14 protein-coding genes and 1 CRISPR repeat array are annotated in these 18,002 nt (G+C 42.1%); of the genes, 10 read left to right on the forward strand and 4 right to left on the reverse strand.

From position 1 onward, the window contains the following. Positions 1–357: 357 nt before the first annotated feature. The 5 genes from sppA (at position 358) to modA (ending at position 6,116) form a co-directional block, all read left to right on the forward strand. Positions 358–2,196 (forward strand): signal peptide peptidase SppA, encoded by a 1,839-nt coding sequence (sppA, locus tag AC5590_RS14410; RefSeq protein ID WP_169264324.1) that lies wholly within the window; start codon positions 358–360, stop codon positions 2,194–2,196. A gap of 300 nt (positions 2,197–2,496) precedes the next feature. Next, positions 2,497–2,748 carry a hypothetical protein gene (locus tag AC5590_RS14415; RefSeq protein ID WP_169264325.1) on the forward strand — a complete coding sequence of 84 codons (252 nt, stop codon included), beginning with the start codon at positions 2,497–2,499 and terminating at the stop codon, positions 2,746–2,748. A 192-nt stretch (positions 2,749–2,940) separates the two neighbouring features. Next, positions 2,941–3,912, forward strand: a complete 972-nt coding sequence (locus tag AC5590_RS14420; RefSeq protein ID WP_169264326.1) for an RsmB/NOP family class I SAM-dependent RNA methyltransferase — start codon at positions 2,941–2,943, stop codon at positions 3,910–3,912. Between the two features lie 588 nt (positions 3,913–4,500). Beyond that, complete coding sequence (msrB, locus tag AC5590_RS14425) at positions 4,501–4,911, forward strand: peptide-methionine (R)-S-oxide reductase MsrB (RefSeq protein WP_169264327.1); 411 nt, start codon at positions 4,501–4,503, stop codon at positions 4,909–4,911. Between the two features lie 383 nt (positions 4,912–5,294). After that, on the forward strand, positions 5,295–6,116 hold the full coding sequence (modA, locus tag AC5590_RS14430) for a molybdate ABC transporter substrate-binding protein (protein ID WP_169264328.1): 822 nt from the start codon (positions 5,295–5,297) through the stop codon (positions 6,114–6,116). A gap of 130 nt (positions 6,117–6,246) precedes the next feature. Here the strand turns inward: modA and AC5590_RS14435 are convergent, their stop codons facing one another. Next, the gene (locus AC5590_RS14435) at positions 6,247–6,909 is read right to left on the reverse strand and encodes an HAD family hydrolase (RefSeq protein WP_169264329.1); all 663 of its coding nucleotides are present in this window, start codon (positions 6,907–6,909) and stop codon (positions 6,247–6,249) included. Positions 6,910–7,524: 615 nt separating this feature from the next. Between AC5590_RS14435 and AC5590_RS14440 the strand changes: the two genes are divergently transcribed. The 4 genes from AC5590_RS14440 (at position 7,525) to nifE (ending at position 11,606) form a co-directional block, all read left to right on the forward strand. Further along, positions 7,525–8,655 carry an XRE family transcriptional regulator gene (locus AC5590_RS14440; RefSeq protein WP_169264330.1) on the forward strand — a complete coding sequence of 377 codons (1,131 nt, stop codon included), beginning with the start codon at positions 7,525–7,527 and terminating at the stop codon, positions 8,653–8,655. Between the two features lie 217 nt (positions 8,656–8,872). Then, positions 8,873–9,091, forward strand: a complete 219-nt coding sequence (locus AC5590_RS14445; RefSeq protein WP_169264331.1) for a hypothetical protein — start codon at positions 8,873–8,875, stop codon at positions 9,089–9,091. Next, positions 9,081–10,049 carry a nitrogenase iron protein gene (gene nifH / locus AC5590_RS14450; protein WP_169264332.1) on the forward strand — a complete coding sequence of 323 codons (969 nt, stop codon included), beginning with the start codon at positions 9,081–9,083 and terminating at the stop codon, positions 10,047–10,049. The genes AC5590_RS14445 and nifH overlap by 11 nt, the downstream gene beginning before the upstream one ends. 237 nt (positions 10,050–10,286) lie before the next feature. Continuing rightward, positions 10,287–11,606 (forward strand): nitrogenase iron-molybdenum cofactor biosynthesis protein NifE, encoded by a 1,320-nt coding sequence (gene nifE, locus AC5590_RS14455; protein ID WP_169264333.1) that lies wholly within the window; start codon positions 10,287–10,289, stop codon positions 11,604–11,606. Between the two features lie 209 nt (positions 11,607–11,815). On the opposite strand, the gene AC5590_RS14460 is transcribed toward nifE, so the two are convergent. Further along, positions 11,816–12,370, reverse strand: coding sequence for a hemerythrin HHE cation-binding protein (locus tag AC5590_RS14460; protein WP_169264355.1), 555 nt, complete (start codon positions 12,368–12,370; stop codon positions 11,816–11,818). Positions 12,371–12,603: 233 nt separating this feature from the next. Further along, positions 12,604–14,310 carry a DNA mismatch repair endonuclease MutL gene (mutL, locus tag AC5590_RS14465; RefSeq protein WP_169264334.1) on the reverse strand — a complete coding sequence of 569 codons (1,707 nt, stop codon included), beginning with the start codon at positions 14,308–14,310 and terminating at the stop codon, positions 12,604–12,606. Positions 14,311–14,691: 381 nt separating this feature from the next. Here mutL and AC5590_RS14470 point away from each other — a divergent pair, with 381 nt between their 5' ends. After that, on the forward strand, positions 14,692–15,144 hold the full coding sequence (locus AC5590_RS14470) for an orange carotenoid protein N-terminal domain-containing protein (RefSeq protein ID WP_169264335.1): 453 nt from the start codon (positions 14,692–14,694) through the stop codon (positions 15,142–15,144). A gap of 290 nt (positions 15,145–15,434) precedes the next feature. On the opposite strand, the gene AC5590_RS14475 is transcribed toward AC5590_RS14470, so the two are convergent. Continuing rightward, on the reverse strand, positions 15,435–16,472 hold the full coding sequence (locus tag AC5590_RS14475; RefSeq protein WP_169264336.1) for an adenosine deaminase: 1,038 nt from the start codon (positions 16,470–16,472) through the stop codon (positions 15,435–15,437). 504 nt (positions 16,473–16,976) lie between these two features. Next, a CRISPR array of direct repeats spans positions 16,977–17,585; the repeat unit is 36 nt; unit sequence GTTTCCATCCCTTTGCAGGGAAATGGGTTTGTAAAG. Positions 17,586–18,002: the final 417 nt, after the last annotated feature.

Consider the following 18,002-nt stretch of genomic DNA (forward strand, 5'->3'; position numbering starts at 1 on the left):
TGATTACCAAATATGTGCAAAAACCCGAAAATCCTCTTTCCCCCTGCTCCCTGCTCGGGTGCTCCCTGCCGTCTTAATGATAAGTCTTTCACCGGACACGATATTACGCCTGCGCCTCTGGGCAAGAGGATTCTTAACGGTGTTATTTTGTACTAGTAACGTTACACTAGAACAACTAAAGTGTTCAAAAAATTTACAACAAATAAAAGAAAAATAAAAACTTTTATTTTTTAGGTTATTGGGTAGTAACAGTGAGGAATTAAGTGGAAATATTAAGAAGATACGAAGTGATTAGTCGTTAGTCTAATGAGTAACGACTAATGACTGATAATTAATGACTAATGACTAATAACAAATATGCGTAATTTTCTCAAACAAACTTTTGCAAGCCTAGTCGGAAGCCTATTGGGACTGTTCATTTTCTGCGGTGTGGGAACGACTGGACTGTTGTTTCTACTGTTTGCAGCAGCCTCATCCAAAGATGTCGGTCCTATTGTGAAAGATAAATCAGTGCTGGTTTTTGACTTGTCTACAAACATTACTGATGGCAAGCCAAGTTCTAGTGAATTGCTTCAACAAGCATTATCAGGTGATGATAATAAAAGGATGTCACTGCGCACAGTTCTGGAGGCTTTGGACAAAGCACAGCGTGACAAACGAATTGTTGGTATATACTTAGATGCAACTGATGCCGCCACAGAAGGTAGAGTAACAGGCTTTGCCACCCTCAAAGAAATCCGTCAGGCGTTGGAGAAGTGCCGTGCTGCTGGAAAGAAAATCATAGCATATGGGATGGAATGGGGGGAAAAAGAATATTACTTTAGTTCTGTGGCTGATAGCATTGTGGTTAACCCCTTAGGAGGAATGGAAATCAATGGTTTGAGCACTCAGCCAATGTTCTATGCTGGGGCTTTGGAGAAGTACGGCGTTGGTGTTCAAATTGTACGGGTAGGGAAGTTCAAAGGAGCAGTTGAACCATTCATACTCAAAAAGCTGAGTCCAGAAAACCGCGCACAAACTCAGGAATTGTTGGATGATGTTTGGGGAGAGTGGCGTGCTACGGTAGGAGCAAGTCGCAAAATAAATCCGCAACAGTTGCAGGCGATCGCAGATAATCAAGCTTTGTTGTTGGCTGATCAAGCCAAAGCTAATCGCTTGGTGGATAAAGTAGGATATTTCGATCAGGTGGTTGCTGAGCTTAAGCAGTTGACCAACAGCGATAAAGAAGATAAGACATTCCGTCAAATCAGCCTGAAAGATTATGCGGAAGTTTCCGGAAAGTCTTTGGGTGTAGAACGCGACTCGCAAAATAAAATTGCGGTCGTTTATGCTGAAGGTGAGATTGTCGATGGACAAGGAGATGATGGAGATGTGGGGGGCGATCGCTTCGCCAGAATTTTCCGCCGGCTGCGCCAAGATAAAAATGTCAAAGCTGTTGTCTTGCGGATAAACAGTCCAGGTGGGAGCGTAACAGGTTCTGACGTGATACAAAGGGAAGTGCGGCTGACTGGTCAAGACAAACCCGTTATTGTATCGATGGGTAATGTCGCCGCTTCTGGTGGCTACTGGATTGCTACAGATTCTAAACGCATTTTTGCTGAACCTAACACAATTACAGGTTCAATTGGTGTGTTTGGACAAATTCTTAATTTCCAAAAACTGGCAAATGACAATGGCGTGACTTGGGATTCAGTGAAAACTGCCCGCTATGCTGATACTCAAACTGTTGCTCGCCCTAAATCTCCCGAAGAATTGGCAATATACCAGCGTAGTGTTAACCGAATTTACGATACGTTTCTTGATAAAGTCGCACAAGGTCGCAAACTTCCTAAGCAAAAAGTCGCTGAAATTGCTCAAGGACGAGTTTGGTCTGGTGCTGCAGCGAAGAAAATAGGTTTGGTGGATGACATTGGCGGTTTGGATGCTGCTGTTAAATACGCAGCTACTGCCGCAAATCTGGGAGATAACTGGCAATTTCAAGAATATCCCAAAGGAGGCAATCTTAGAGAACGCTTCTTTGGACAGGTGAGTGAACAAGCACGAACTGCTTTAGGCGTAGATAAAGTCCAACTCAAAGCACCAGATCCGTTGATGAGTGAATTCCAAAAACTGCAACAGGAATTAGCAATTTTGCGGAAAATGAACGACCCACAGGGCATATATGCTCGCTTACCCTTTAACTTGAAGATTGAGTGATACAGCACGCAATAGCGAACTCTTAACGCTTAACAGGCTTGATGCTCTAGTAGTATCCGTATTTTCTCATTAGTTCATGTGCCAATCTACTTGGCAACAGCTATATCAGGAGAGTGGAGAGCAAGGGGACAAATCAATTCAAAATTCACGGATTAGAAGTCTCTCCCTCCTCTCCCTCACTTTCTCACTTTTCCATCTCCAAGTCCTCATCTGTGCAAAAAGAGTTAACATCTGAGCTGGTGACAAGAGCAGCATGGATGTGTAAAGTAGTTATGGACTACTTACCATTCATGAGATTTTATGCAACTGCCTAAGGACATAAAAACCAAACGTCTTTTGCTTCTTGTCTTTTCCTGTAGTTTGGCTGGTGTGATTGTCGGAGGTACCGCAAATTGGGCAGAGAGCAATTCCTGTTTGCAAGCCAGCACAGTTACGAATGAATGTCTAACCCAGGATCAAACTACTAAAACTATCGAGGGAATGAGCACTGGTTTGATAGTTGGGGCTGGGGCAGCTTTTGGTGCAGCATGGCAACATCGGCATGAAGATTGAAATTTGCTGACTTAATTATCCTATAGCTGCCTTTAAGCGCAGCTGCAAACCCATTACTTATACTTAATTGAATCAAGAAACAGATTTAAACTTAAAATGATGGCAATAAGGAAACCCGGTTTTTTGGAGAAGCCGGGTTTTTGAGTGTTGAACATATTTACATTGACATACTTATTCACTTCACAAAATTTTATGGAAAAAGCTTCTAATTTATTACTTAAACTTTCACGCCGTTTATTTAACAACTTAGATGAACAAGAGATATTTGTTGAAACATTAATTCATCCTAAACCTTTTCATCCCTGTATCCTTTGGTGTAAAGAAAAGCCTAAAGATTCTCCCTTTTCTGTAGAAACACCAACAGTTTGGCAACCACAATTCATAGATCGTTTATCACTTGGAGAAAAACCAGGTCAACATCCCCTACATGAACAAGGATATTTTTATTGTCTAGATTTTTCTTCTGTGTTCGCCGCTTCTACTTTGTTAACAATTCCTAGTCCTGTTAAGTTAGTTTTTGATATGTGTGCTGCGCCAGGAGGCAAAAGTATCTTTGCTTGGAAATGTTTACAACCAGAATTGTTAATCAGTAACGAAGTCATTGGTAAACGCTTGGGAATGTTAATTTCTAACTTAAAGCGTTGTCAGATTAACTCCTCTGTCGTCGTTAGTAAAGACTCTACTTTGTTTGCGGAAAGAATATCTTTATCTAGTCATTTAGTTATAGTGGATGCCCCTTGTACTGGACAATCTTTACTTGCTAAAGGGGGAAAAGCACCTGGATGTTTTCATCCAACTGCTATAAATAAAAGTGCTAATCGGCAAAAGAGGATTATAGCAAACTCTGCTCAAGTTGTTGCACCACAAGGATATCTTAGTTATATGACTTGCACTTACTCTCCAGAGGAGAATGAGGAAGTTTGTGAATGGTTTTTGGAAAGATTTCCTCAGTTTAAGGCAGTTGAAATTAGTCATTTACAAAGCTATCAGTCGCATTTAACTTCTGTGCCTTGTTATCGGATGTTTCCTCAAGATAGATTGGGTGCAGGTGCGTTTACAGTTTTGTTTAAAAATACTGACGAGGGTGAGAAAAACAAGGTAGATATGGAGGCTTTATCTGCAGTTTGGATGAATATAGCAATAACATCCCCGACTTCTCAATAAGATCCCCGACTCCTTTAAAAGTTGTCGGGGATCTGTGGCTTTCAATTCTCACAAATCAAATAGGAAAGGCCATAGCATATTTATGCTAGCCTGTCTAGGCTCGTCAGTTATACTGTTGATACGCGCGTTGCATTCTGTTGTAGTAGCTTGAAGTTGGTGAGATTGCTTCCTTCCGCTTTGCTACAGTCGCTGCGGACAGAATACTATCTTTGACAGCAACTTGGTATGATTAGCCTCCTTATTAGTGTATACCGAATCTTTTTTCGTGGTATCTGCAATAAATTTTATTTTGGTTTTGTGTCAAACTAAATATTGTGAGAACTTTACCAGGTAGATAAGTTGTTTACCAATCAAGCTGGTGAGAGTTAAGTGAAATCCTAAATCAGGCACTGACGAAATGGCTCGGCTACAACATTTTCAGAAAACATAACAGCATTCAAAAGCTATTTTAAGTCATTTATCAGCGCTAGTTTAAGAATAAAACTCATTCTAGTAAATAGGGTATGTCTTCATTTAATAACTTGATGAGAGAGTTCCTTAGCAACTGAACGACACCAATCACACGATACAACAGAAATTTTAGCAATTATGACAACTTCAAACAGCAACTCACAAATCAACAAAACCGAGCAAGAATGGCGTGAAGAGTTGACACAGGAACAGTTTTGTGTTTTGCGTCAACATGCTACAGAACGTCCTCACACCAGCCCACTCAATAAGCAGTATGCTGAAGGCACTTATGTGTGTGCTGGGTGTGGTCAGCCACTGTTTACATCTGGAACTAAATTTGACAGCGGTACTGGGTGGCCTAGCTTTTTTAACCCAATTGAGAGTGCAATTGGCACATCTGTAGATAAGTCGTTGTTTATGACCAGAGTTGAAGTGCATTGCGATAACTGTGGTGGGCATCTGGGTCATGTGTTTAACGATGGTCCTGCACCCACTCGTAAACGCTACTGCATTAATGGTGTTGCTCTAAAGTTTATCCCGCAAGAGTAATATTTGAGTGTTTGGGTTTGAGATCAGATCCGGATAAACACTTATAAAAAAACGAAGAACCTCACCCGCCTCCGGCACCCTCACGCCAGGTGCTACAACGGGGGGAACCCCCGCAACGCACTGGCTCTCCTTATTAAGGAGAGGGTTAGTGATAAGTCATTAAGCGGACATGATATGAGAGGCTGACGGTGTTACGCCCTCATAACTCTACCTTACGCGCCATGCTCCCTTTGGATTAGATCCATTGGGAGCATCATCGTTGATCAAATTTTCAAGTTTTTGTTGGTATTACATTACTAATATTGTTGGTAATTATCGGGTTATCCTGGTACGATCCTACCAACCGCAATTTAAAAGAAGATCTCTGTAAGTCCAGCCCTGTTATGAAAAGAAGACAATTTTTTCCCTTCATCAGCATAGTAGTTGCTAGCTTGTTGTTGGTAGTTGGTTTGCGATTGTTTGATCCATCTACTGTAATCGCACAATCCAAGGTTAACCTCCTCGTATCTGCAGCCGCCAGTCTTAAAGATGGGATGGAGGAAATCAAGACTTCGTACCAACAAAGTAAACCAAATGTCAACCTGAGTTACAACTTTGGTGCTTCCGGTGCTTTACAGCAACAGATAGAGCAAGGTGCACCAGCAGATGTCTTTATCTCAGCTGGGAAAAAGCAAATGGATGCCTTGGAACAAAAGGGGTTATTGGTTCAAGGAACCCGTACTAACTTGGCAAACAACAGTCTGGTTTTGATTGTGCCTAGTAATTCTACAGGTGTCACCAGCTTTAACGCCCTCACAGACGCCAAAGTCAAGAAAATTGCGATCGGCGAACCCAGAAGCGTTCCTGCAGGTCAATACGGTGAGCAAGTTCTGGAGAAATTGAACCTTTTGCAGCAAGTCAAACCCAAACTTGTTTACGCCAATAACGTGCGTCAAGTGCTGGCATCTGTGGAAAGCGGTAATGCTGATGCTGGTCTTGTTTATGCAACGGATGCCAAAATCTCTAATAAGGTAAAAGTGGCAGTTGTCGCTGATGACAAGTCCCACTCCCCGATTGTTTATCCAATGGCAGTGCTTAAAAGCAGTAAGAATGTTGATGCTGCCAAGGAATTCGTCCAGTTTTTAACCACCGAGCCATCTCAGACTGTACTCAAGAAATATGGGTTTATTGTGCAAGCATCAAAAGTACCAGCAATGAGCCGTTAAACCTTGGAGTTTAGTTATTTGGTTTTAAAAACGTAAGAATTCAGCACTTTTTGAGTCAGAAGTGAGCCAGAGCGGACGGCAAACTTTTATGTCCGGTTCTGAAGCCGAGCATGGGGGGTGACTCCCATGCTTAGGTTAACGGAGTATCAAATTGCTCAAGTAAATTTGGCAGTAATCTCATAGAACTAAAAACAACTGATGCGCCTGCTGCTTGCAATTTTTGTGGATTACTGTATTCTGCATAACCAAAAACTTTCATCCCAGCGCTAAATCCGGCTTGCACACCGATTGGAGTATCTTCAACTACCACACATCGCTGTGGATGAACTTTCATTTTCTCGGCTGCATATAAGAATAGATCTGGATGTGGTTTACCGCGTGCGACATCTGTAACACTAAATATTTTTCCCTCAAAATATGGCAGTAACTCTGTGACACCTAGCTTTGTTTGAATCATCTCATGTGTGCTATTTGAAGCTACACAATAAGAAGTTTTAATTTGAGATAAAACATCATGTATGCCCTTAATTGGCTTTAAATTTTCTGATAAACTCTTTTTGTTGCGTTGCCTAAATTCGGTGACAAAATTATCTGGAATAGGTTTTCCAAGAGACTCTTGAATAATTTCTACACATGCTGTCATAGGTTGACCGACGAATGTGTTAGATATATATTCCAAGGTGACCGGTAACCCGATTTCACTAAGCATTGCCGCAAAAACCGAGTTAGTAATTTGTTCACTATCTACAAGTACACCATCACAATCAAAGATAACTAAGTCAAATGGACTCATTGATTTTCCTACTTCAACCCTCAACTCATTTTCTCATGGGTGAAGTTAGAGTTGAGTTTGATTTTAAAGTGGAAGTCGCCATTTAATAAGGAACTTCCAGAAAATAAAATACAGAGCAATCGCGCTTCACAAACCCTTGACATTATGAGCCTTTGAGGGAATGAAACAGCCCTGCTTTTTAACTCTGTCGCCGCAGGCGTTCTGATCTTAACCGAACCGTGTTGAAGAAGTTTAGGCCCGTCGCCTTGCCCAATTCCCCATAAGGGTGGTGCGCTCTACGCAATTTATTTTTTAGTTTATTGATACTAAAAAATAAAAAAGAATACTATTACAGAATACTTGAACTGTTGCAGTTAGGAATATTATAACTCTTTGATGAATCAAGAAAAAGTAAAAAATTATGCTACATGTAATCAACTGAATCAGGAGTGAGCAAAAAAAATTTCCACAGGCAAATAAATTAGCGATATCCATGCTAAGCTTATTTTTAGGAATCAAAAAAGCGCTCATTGCAATAATCTTAAGGGTAAATTAAGATTATCTCAATTTTGGTCTATTACTCTGGTAAATCCGCATCAACTCCCTACGCTTTTTGTAACCAAGAGATAGAGCCAAATGAAGACGGATAATGATCTTCGTAACAACTTGAAGTCCATTAGAACCCGCTTAGGCATGAGTCAGCAAGAATTGGCTAGCTTAGCAGGTGTGACCCGTCAAGCAATTAGTGGTGTAGAGTCAGGACAATGCGCTCCTTCTGTCGCTACGACAATTCGTTTAGCAAAGGCGCTTGGTTGCAAAGTCGAGGATTTATTCTGGCTAGAACAGGATTTGCCTCAAGTCCAAGCAGTTCTGGCAAAATCTATCCCTTACAGTCAACAACAGCGAGTGAGTTTGGCGCGGATTGGGGGGCAATGGATTGCATATCCCCTGGTTGGGAATGATGCTTTTCGGATGGAGATGATTTCAGCTGATGCCCAAATCGATAGTCAGATAGATACAAATACCTGCCTAGTCAGACTTCTTGACGATATAGACAGATTTGAAAATACAGTTGTGATTGCTGGTTGTGCGCCTGTGCTTTCCCTGTGGGCAAGAGCTGCCGAACGCTGGTATCCTCAACTGCGAGTCCAGTATAAATTCGCTAACAGCATGGCTGCGTTAGAAAGTTTGTGCCGAGGTGAGACTCATATTGCTGGGATGCACCTGTATGACTCCCAAACAGGGGAGCATAATATTCCCTTTGTTCGTGAAGTCTTAGCAGGAAAACAAGCTGTTTTAATCACCCTTGGAATTTGGGAAGAGGGATTATTAGTACAGTCTGGCAATCCGATGCAAATCACAACAGTGACTGACTTAGTAGAAGCAAAAGCAAAGATTATTAACCGCGAAAAAGGAGCTGGCACTCGGTTGCTTTTGGAACGTAAACTGCAAGAGGAGCAACTGCCATGTGATTCTGTTAAAGGATTTGACAGTATCGCCAGAAGCCATCATAGTGTTGCCGATGCTGTCGTCTCAGGACTTGCGGATGCAGGAATTTCTACAGCGTCTGTAGCTGCAGCTTTTGGATTGGAATTTATCCCTTGGCATTCCTCACGCTACGACTTAGTGATTCTCAAGGAATACTTGCAAGAAGCACCAGTACAGCAGTTACTCAATACCTTAGAGCGTCGGTTTGTACATTCACAACTACAAATTATCGGCGGTTGTGATACCAGCAAAACTGGGGATTTAGTGGCAACAATTTAAAAGGGAACAGGGAAATCTCCTCAGGGTGGCGAAACGCCATTGGAATGGTACATACCTTGCCTGATCATATGCAAAAAAATAAATAAGAATTTTGACTTCAAAGAGCACTTTTTTGTAGATGAGGGAAAAACCTCAACAAAATGCTTAATTTTTGAAAAAATGCCCTTCAAGTAACTTCTTGTAGGCTAGGACAAATAATCACTAACTAAAAACTCACATGAGATTTCTTCCTCGTATGTATGCGGTAGAGCGATCGCCCCCCGTAGGCGCTGTTGTCTGCCAATGGCCTCCTGTTGGCAGAAGTACTACACCAAGGCGCGACGTTCTACATCCGGTCACAAACAGAGCTGTCACTTCCATTAGTGAACGCCTGATAAACTACCAGATCCACTCACTAACTTCTCAATTACAGGAGAAAACTCATCATGTCCGTTGACGAAAAAATTAGACAAATAGCATTCTACGGTAAAGGCGGTATCGGTAAGTCCACCACCTCTCAAAACACCCTCGCCGCTATGGCAGAAAAGGGTCAGCGCATTTTGATTGTGGGATGCGACCCGAAAGCTGATTCCACCCGTTTGATGCTCCACAGCAAAGCCCAAACCACCGTACTTCACCTCGCTGCTGAACGGGGCGCAGTAGAAGATTTGGAACTCGAAGAAGTGATGCTCACCGGCTTCCGTGGTGTGCGTTGCGTAGAATCTGGTGGTCCTGAACCTGGTGTAGGTTGCGCTGGTCGTGGTATTATCACCGCCATCAACTTCTTAGAAGAAAACGGTGCTTACCAAGACGTGGATTTCGTTAGCTACGACGTGTTGGGTGACGTTGTCTGCGGTGGTTTCGCTATGCCTATCCGTGAAGGTAAGGCACAAGAAATCTATATTGTGACCTCTGGTGAAATGATGGCGATGTACGCTGCTAACAACATCGCTCGCGGTATTCTCAAGTATGCTCACTCTGGTGGTGTGCGCTTGGCTGGTCTGATTTGTAATAGCCGCAAAACTGACCGGGAAGACGAACTGATTAGCACACTAGCATCCCGGTTAAGCACCCAGATGATTCACTTCGTCCCCCGTGACAACATCGTGCAACACGCTGAGTTACGGCGGATGACTGTGAACGAGTACGCACCTGATAGCAATCAAGGTAACGAATACCGTGCATTAGCAGACAAGGTTATCAACAATAAAATGCTTGCCATTCCTACACCCATTGAAATGGAGGAGTTAGAAGAGTTGTTGATTGAATTCGGTATTCTCGAAAGTGAAGAAAATGCCGCGAAACTGGTTGGCGTCGCCCAAGCTCAAGAAGATGCCGAGAAAAAGCAAGAAGATCTTGAAGGCGAAGCGTTAGAAGCATTGAAAAAAGGCAACGTAGAAGTTGTTAAGAAATAAGTGCGCTACAAAGCACTGGTGAAGATAGAGATGTGGAGGTAGTGTGAATGGCTGATGTATAGTTCTACGATTTCTAGGTTTTCCGTGTCAGCATGAATCTGTAAATGTTCACGCGGTAAAACGATTAGTTTAGTTTTTTGTTTTCTCCTTTTATTGGTTGGTTACATTTTAGGGAATGGGAAATCGCTCTTTTCCATTCCTTTTTTTTCCCGATGTTTCTAGATAATTTCTACTTCTATGAAAAGTGAAGACGTATTTAATAAAAACCCAAATCACAAAACGCAGAATCGAGAATCTGTCCTGAGAGAAGGTCAAGAAGATTGTGCTTTTGATGGTGCAATGCTTACTTTAGTACCAATTACTGATGCTGCTCATTTAATTCACGGACCAAGCGGTTGCATTAACAATTGGGGAAATCGCAGCAGTCTCTCTTCTAGTTCCATGCTATACAAAGCTCGTTTTACCACTGATATGGATGAAAACGATATCATCTTCGGTGGAGCAAAAAAGTTATACAACGCCATTATAGAAACGCAAAGGCGCTACAAACCTGCTGCGGTATTTGTCTATTCTACTTGCGTTTCTGCCCTTATCGGTGATGACCTTAATGGAGCCTGTACAGACGCTGCTGTGCAAACAGGAACTCCAATTATTCCTGTAGACTGTCCCGGATTTGTTGGTCGTAAAAATCGCGGTATGCGCATCGCTAGTGAAGCTTTGTTGGAACACGTTATAGGCACAGGTGAACCAGACTTTACTACACCTTATGATATTAACCTTATCGGTGAATCCAACATTGCTGCAATGTGGAACATTCTACCACTATTTGAAAAATTAGGTATCCGAGTCCTCTCCAAAATTACGGGTGATACTCGCTACAAGGAAGTTTGTTATGCCCATCGTGCCAAGCTGAATGTGATCACCTCATCCATTGCACTGCTTAAAATGGCAAAAAAGATGGAAGAACGCTTTGGTATTCCATACATTCAAGAGTCTTTCTACGGTATAGAAAACATTAATCAAAGCTTACGGAATATTGCTGCTAAGTTGGGAGACTCCGACTTACAAAAACGTACAGAAAAATTTATTGCCTTAGAAACTAGTGCTTTAGAAGAGAAACTTGCTTTTTATCGCACTTCTGTGCAAGGCAAACGTATTGTTATTGATACACAAGAACTGAAAAGTTGGTCAATTATCTCGGCAGCTCAAAAATTAGGGATAGAAGTTATCCCTCTCAGCGCTGTTAAAAGTAGTCAGGAGGATAAAGCAAGAATTCAAAAGTTGCTGGGTAAGGATAGCATTATTCTCCAACAAAATACTCCAGAGGAAATTCTACAGATAATTCACGAAAATAAAGCGGATATGTTAATTACAGGAGAACGCTATCAACACACCTCTGTTAAAGCTGAAATTCCTTCATTAGATATAAAGGCGGAACAAAATCATTCAAATGCTGGCTATGCAGGAATTTTAGAAGCGGCACAAAAACTGTATGCAACTCTTACTAGCCCTGTATGGAAACTAGTACACAAACCCGCCCCGTGGGAAAACAGATGAGGATTTTTCAACTGTGCTTCCCTGAATGAAGAACAGAGGAAATGAATCGATAGCGATCGCCGGAGGCGCAGCTAGCTTAACGCCTGGTAACGTCTCTATAATTGTTCTGAGTTAGAGATGATTCACTCTTGAAAAGTATGCTTCAATGTAGCATAAATCATATGAATCTATTACGCTCCCATGAATGACGCGCCCTCTGCCACTCTTTCCTAGCTTAACGCGCTGCCTAGAGCACCCTTAAGGGCTGCAACTCCCTGTTCAACGCTAGCCCACAGACCCATGTCAGGTTCCTTACCGGCTATCTCTCGCGTTCCGACGAAGTAAAGAACGCCTTTAAGAATCTCTTGGTGAGCGCGATTTTCAAAATTAACTCGGTTGAGCGGTTCCATCAGATCTTGAAGCTCATCATTCAAGGACTGGGCAACCTTGTGTAGAACCAGCCCGGTCATTGTTTGTTGATGCTTTAGCAACTCAAGCTGTAAGTACTTGTCATACAGAGTTAGCTCGGAGCCGCTCATCATTTGGCTTACTTTCTCAGCATGTTTTTGAGTAATGTCGCGAGGTTCTGAAGTGTTGCCGTATTTAGAAATAGCTGCTTCGATGATGCCAAGATTTTCGCGATCGCTCTTTATCATTCCTTCGAGCCGCTCGCAAATCGTCTTGTCGTCCGTCTGTGCTATTAACTTTTGCTCACTTTCCAACAGAACATTCTGAATAAGCTTTAGATCAGCAAGCTTAGTCGCTATATTTGTCACATCGGCCATTATGATTAACTCCAGACTACAGGTTTTATTGGTTATGAGAAGCAAATTCACTTTTTCCATATTCTCGTGAGGTTTGAGTAAGTCCGTCCCTCTTCAGAAAGATTTCTATCAAGTTCTGTATAGATTTAGGAATAATAATTAATCAACCGGACTTGATATAATTTGTCAACGCAGACAAATAATCTGGCAATTAACAACACTGCCCACCCTACGCTCAACTGTTCATTGTTAATCTAAATCCCGTGACTTTTACCTATCACCCAATGACGTTTGAAAAAACGCGCCAAAGCCGACTCTTCCAAAGATAAATAAATTGGGCGTCCGTGGGGACAGGTACGAGGGTTGCGTGTGCGTTGCCATTCATCCAAAAGTGTTTGCATTTCTTGTAAACTGAGGATGGTACCGTTGCGAATAGCACTACGACAGGCGACAGCGACTTGTGCTGCTTGTAAGTCACCTCCCCAACTCAGTTCTAAAATGGCGTCTGCACAATCGTCTCGCTGTTGTAAAAGTGTGGGAACCGTACGAACTGCCCAAAGTTGCTCACCAAAGGGTTCTATATCCAAATCAATTCGTTGTAGTTGCGATACTTGCGCCGGAGATAATTGATAGAGAATGACTGGAGGTTCAATTGGAATAATTTTCCAATTGTCGCACAATTGCTCGTACAAAACTCGTTCATGGGCAATGTGCTGTTCTACTAACCACACTCCACCAGGATGTTCTGCCACGATATAAGTGTTATTAACTTGAGCAACGGCTTTTAGTTGTAGAGATGTTGCCTGCAACTTCTCTGGAAGCGTTTTGTGTTCTTCACTAGGAACCGAACGATTGACATTGTATCCGCCTTTTTCTTCTGCGGCTTTGAGTAATTTACCAACTCGCGTTGTGTGAACAGCGTCTTTAACAGATGTAGAATTGATGCGGAGTACTTGTGCGATCGCCGTACTAATTTGTTCTTGCCAGTAACTGAGTTGGTTAAGATAAATTTCTGTTTTTGCTGGGTTACGGTTCCAGTTGATATGCTCTGGAGAAATCAATAGATGCAGAAAAGTAATTGGATAGCGATCGCGCGGTAATGTCCGATGAAATCCCGACAAGATAGTCTGCTCTAATTCCGATGACTTCACCATCCTTCCATTCACAGCAACTCGCACCCAGTCTGGACGATGGCGATGACAACGATCAGGTAATCCTACCACTAAATGGAGTGCACAATGCTCAGTGCTGAGTCCTGAGTTTTGAGGTGGTGGTACTTCTAGTTTTAACTCTTGTAAATCAGCTTCTTTAACTTGATGTATAATCTGGGGCAACAGTTGTCCTATTGAGGCAGTCCGACAGAGGGTGAACCACTCTTTATCATTTTGCCAGACTTGCCAAGTGATATGAGGATGACATAAGGCGATTTGGTGAATTGTTGCTTGCACTGCTTTCATTTGCTGTGCTAATGTTGGTAATCCCTGACGACGACCTGAACAATTTCCAAAGAGATTTGAGACTGTGACAATTGTACCGGGGGCGATCGCACAAGCTTCCACATACAATGCTTCTCCAGCGTAGCCATAGACAAATCGCCAACCACAATCTCCTCGTTGTGGACGACTTAATATCTCTAAATCTGCCAGCGTCGTCAGACTATGCAACGCCTCTCCACGAAACCCCAAACTTGTAATTTTCCACAAATCTGCACAACTGCAAATTTTACTGGTACTATGGGCGGTTGCTGCTTTGTGCAAGTCATCTAAAGTCATTCCATAACCATTATCTGCCACACGTACACGCCATTGCCCGGGCCATAAGGAAACAACAATTCGTGTTGCACCTGCATCAAGGGAATTTTCTACCAATTCTCGCACCACAGAGGCTAAGGAATCGATAACCTCTCCGGCTGTAATCAGATGTACGACTTCTGCTGGTAAAGCATAAATAGTTGACGCCATAAATTAGAGTTTAGAGGATGGATGACAAGATTGTAGAGACGTTGCCCTAGTAGTCTGTCAAGGCAACTTTGGAAGTGCGCACCCCACGAACTCCAGTAAGCGTTGACACTATTGGAATTAAATGTTCACTCAAACACATCGCTCTTCAAACAAAACTTTTCTATCTACTGACTTTATAAATTACCTCTAAAGGTGATTAATCCTTTGTCTTCGCTCTACTCAGGTTTGGAATTATACAAATTCATAAACTTTGACATCTATATCCTCAGTAAGACGTATACACATTAATCAATCGTTAATTTAAGTAAGAGTCTTTAAGGAGTTTCTATTTTAGTTTTCACTACCTTAAAGACTCATTTTTGTAGAACTTGAAAGGTAATTATGACACAATATACTCAGTCACCACCAGCAGAATATGCTGAGCTTTTCAGAAACCTGTCCATAGATAACCAACTTGCCGTCCTGTGGTATGTCTATATCAAAATCGGTGGTTCGACCAGACCCGGAGACCCTGAAGGAACAGCACCTGATACTTCTGATGAACTTTTTAATAAAGTTAAAGGAAAGTCCCATGAAGAGCAACTTCAAATCATGCGAGATTTGTTGACACCTTCTAGCACAGATATCAGGCGGGAATATGACTCGTTAAGCAACAATACTAAGCTGGCTTTTTGGTATCGATTGGCTCAGGGTATGGAAAACTCTACCATTGTTCCAGTACCATCTGACTATCAACTTTCTGCTCAAGCAAAAGAGTTGTTGTCTAGGCTTGAGCCGATTGACTTTGAACTACAATACGTTTTTCTGCGTGATGCATTGTTAGCAGGATACTAAGACAAATTCACTGCTTGCAACAATGTTGTAGGCTTGTGGTGTTTTTTCTGCTTGGAAGGCAGCAGGTGATTCCACAGAAAAAGTTTATCAGTTATCAGCTAACTGTTAACCCTATGGCTAACGCCACGCCTTACGGCTATCGGGGAGAACCTCCGGTTCCGCTGCGAAGAGCGCAGTCGCCTAGGTCGGGAGACCCTCTCCGAAGTTGCCACAACGCGGGGAACCCGCGCAAGGCACTTCTCTGTGCAGCACTGGCTCACTGTTAACTGATAACTGATAACTGATAACTGTTAACTGATAAGGGCTTTAGTGGGTTGCGGGTTTAGCAACCCATTCAACAGGGAAACTGGACGTTGTCTATACGGCCAAGCAAAAGCATGACGGAATGCTGCATCCTGACAAGCTTGTAGTTGTTCAAAGTTAATAATGTTGTAAGTTAAGAGGTTCTCGTACTCAAAAGGTAGACGCACATTGTGCAAGCCAGCATTATCTGTACAAATAGCGATATCTACCCCTGCATCAAAGCAACGGTCAAATACTAACTTGAGTTGACGTATATCCTGCAAAGTACCGGTTTTTAAGTAGGTTGTGGGGCAAACCTCCAAACATTGACCTCGCAAAGCCACATCTTTGAGCAATTCCGGATACAGCAGAGGAATTTGGATACCATGACCAATCCGCATCAAATAGGGTAAAAGTTGGGGATCACATCCAGCAGTCGTTTCATAGAGGTGTCCTGTGGTGTTGAGTCCGAGCGATCGCGCATAATCATACAACTTTATCCATTCGTCTATGCGCTCTCTTGAGTAACTATCTCCCCCAGCTACATCTATCCCACAAACATACTGCCTGTTTTGCGCTGCCAAATCAACAATCGCCTGATTCACCTCAAAGGGTAAGCGCGAGTGCATACAAAGAATTTGGCTAGTCACAATTGGATATTCTGGGAGTTTGCTTGCTTTACCCACAACTTCCACAACTTCCGCCATCATATCAATTCTCTGTGATTGACTCAGATGGTCTGGTGTTCGCAGATAAGGAGTATAGCGCAACTCCAGATAAGCCAAATTTTCAAAAATGTAAGCACCCCTGAGCAAGCGATAGATAAAATAAGGCAAAGTCTCCACAGTTTGCACGCTTTCCACCAAAGTATGCAACTCCAGATACTCATCTAAAGTGTTGCGTGGACGCGTGTAGAAATCTTCAAATGCTGAATAGTCAGCAAAGCGAGAAATCAATTCAGGCGAGTGGCGCTCAAAGTACCGCCATAAAATACGAGGTACAACCGAACCCCCCAGATGTCTATGTAATTCTGCGTATAAAGTCATAGTAGTGTTTTAACAAAGGTAAAAATTTAATTATTATTAACAGTAACAAATAAAAAACAAGTTGTGGGTGGGCATATTTTTATAAGATTTTCTTATGCTGCAAGGCATTGCGATTTATCTTCAAAAGAAGACTTAATAAATTATTAGTATAAAAATTGGCTGATTGGAGAAGGCTTTTTGTTTGGATAGAGATTTTAAGAAGAACACAGACAGGACTTACGCAAAAATAACGTAGTTGTGTCATTGCGACGTAAGGAAGCAATCTCACAATCTTGTTCTTTCGTAACTCGTGCGTAAGTCCTAACAGAATAGAGTTGAATCCAAGGAAATAGCTACGGAAAGAATCTTTGCTTTTTTAGACAATGAAAATTAAGTGCGATCGCCTCAACAAAAAACTTAAGATTGATTGATTTAGTTTTTAGTGACTGCTCTAAGCATCCCCTTGCGGGGAAGAGGTATTGGAAAGCTGCATTATAACCAAGCTTGCAAAGGAGTCTGGTGGCCGTTTGCATCCCTTTGCAGGGAAATGGGTTTGTAAAGCAATCCTTCTGCAAAAAACGATGCTACTTTAATGTTTCCATCCCTTTGCAGGGAAATGGGTTTGTAAAGAATACAACGAAAATTCCGATGTCTGGTTTTTTACTCAAGAGTTTCCATCCCTTTGCAGGGAAATGGGTTTGTAAAGCAACAACAGCAGCAAAACCAAGGATTACGAGTTGAATGTTTCCATCCCTTTGCAGGGAAATCGGTTTGTAAAGCCAGCGGAGATAATGTCGCGAAAAAAAACGACGAAATGTTTCCATCCCTTTGCAGGGAAATGGGTTTGTAAAGTTAATGTTGAGGTCAGAGAGGGCGTTAAGGAATGCGTGTTTCCATCCCTTTGCAGGGAAATGGGTTTGTAAAGAACCCAACTGCTCAAGTAGGTGACATCGCTAACGTTTCCATCCCTTTGCAGGGAAATGGGTTTGTAAAGGATATCGACTTGGGCTATATTAACGGACCGTTAAAGTTTCCATCCCTTTGCAGGGAAATGGGTTTGTAAAGTTGAAAGAAACAGACAATTAGTGTATGAAACGCGTTTCCATCCCTTTGCAGGGAAATGGGTTTGTAAAGAGGTCACTCCTGAAACCCTTACTGGAAAGGACTTTCAGACCCCCAAATCGACACACTCCGAAAAAGTGATTAAACTCTCACAAGAATAAATCAATTTTGACGTCTGAAAAGCTTACTGGGCAAGCCATCGACACACTCCAACGAAGTTATGCGGTTTTCAAGGATCGGGCTTAGTGTGTAGATGAACATTACACTACTTGATAGAAAGAATAATAGCAGTTGGTGTAAATGTCAATTTTTGGTATAAAAACCTGTTAGTGGTGTTTAAGAAAGTAGGACTTACGCACAAGTTACGAAAAAACAAGATTGTGAGATTGTTTCCTTACGTCGCAATGACACAACTACGTTTCCTTTGCGTAAGTCCTGGAAAGAAAAAAATGTAAGCATTATGATATTTAGACTTCTAAAACATTTGAC

This window comes from Brasilonema octagenarum UFV-OR1, from assembly GCF_963888615.1.
In the GTDB taxonomy this organism is placed as follows: domain Bacteria; phylum Cyanobacteriota; class Cyanobacteriia; order Cyanobacteriales; family Nostocaceae; genus Brasilonema; species Brasilonema sennae.

Excerpts from the sequence above, each read along its gene's own strand:
- sppA (WP_169264324.1), top strand. The coding sequence starts at position 358 with ATGCGTAATTTTCTCAAACAAACTTTTGCAAGCCTAGTCGGAAGCCTA.
- AC5590_RS14415 (WP_169264325.1), top strand. The coding sequence starts at position 2,497 with ATGCAACTGCCTAAGGACATAAAAACCAAACGTCTTTTGCTTCTTGTC.
- AC5590_RS14420 (WP_169264326.1), top strand. The coding sequence starts at position 2,941 with ATGGAAAAAGCTTCTAATTTATTACTTAAACTTTCACGCCGTTTATTT.
- msrB (WP_169264327.1), top strand. The coding sequence starts at position 4,501 with ATGACAACTTCAAACAGCAACTCACAAATCAACAAAACCGAGCAAGAA.
- modA (WP_169264328.1), top strand. The coding sequence starts at position 5,295 with ATGAAAAGAAGACAATTTTTTCCCTTCATCAGCATAGTAGTTGCTAGC.
- AC5590_RS14435 (WP_169264329.1), bottom strand. The coding sequence starts at position 6,909 with ATGAGTCCATTTGACTTAGTTATCTTTGATTGTGATGGTGTACTTGTA.
- AC5590_RS14440 (WP_169264330.1), top strand. The coding sequence starts at position 7,525 with ATGAAGACGGATAATGATCTTCGTAACAACTTGAAGTCCATTAGAACC.
- AC5590_RS14445 (WP_169264331.1), top strand. The coding sequence starts at position 8,873 with ATGAGATTTCTTCCTCGTATGTATGCGGTAGAGCGATCGCCCCCCGTA.
- nifH (WP_169264332.1), top strand. The coding sequence starts at position 9,081 with ATGTCCGTTGACGAAAAAATTAGACAAATAGCATTCTACGGTAAAGGC.
- nifE (WP_169264333.1), top strand. The coding sequence starts at position 10,287 with ATGAAAAGTGAAGACGTATTTAATAAAAACCCAAATCACAAAACGCAG.
- AC5590_RS14460 (WP_169264355.1), bottom strand. The coding sequence starts at position 12,370 with ATGGCCGATGTGACAAATATAGCGACTAAGCTTGCTGATCTAAAGCTT.
- mutL (WP_169264334.1), bottom strand. The coding sequence starts at position 14,310 with ATGGCGTCAACTATTTATGCTTTACCAGCAGAAGTCGTACATCTGATT.
- AC5590_RS14470 (WP_169264335.1), top strand. The coding sequence starts at position 14,692 with ATGACACAATATACTCAGTCACCACCAGCAGAATATGCTGAGCTTTTC.
- AC5590_RS14475 (WP_169264336.1), bottom strand. The coding sequence starts at position 16,472 with ATGACTTTATACGCAGAATTACATAGACATCTGGGGGGTTCGGTTGTA.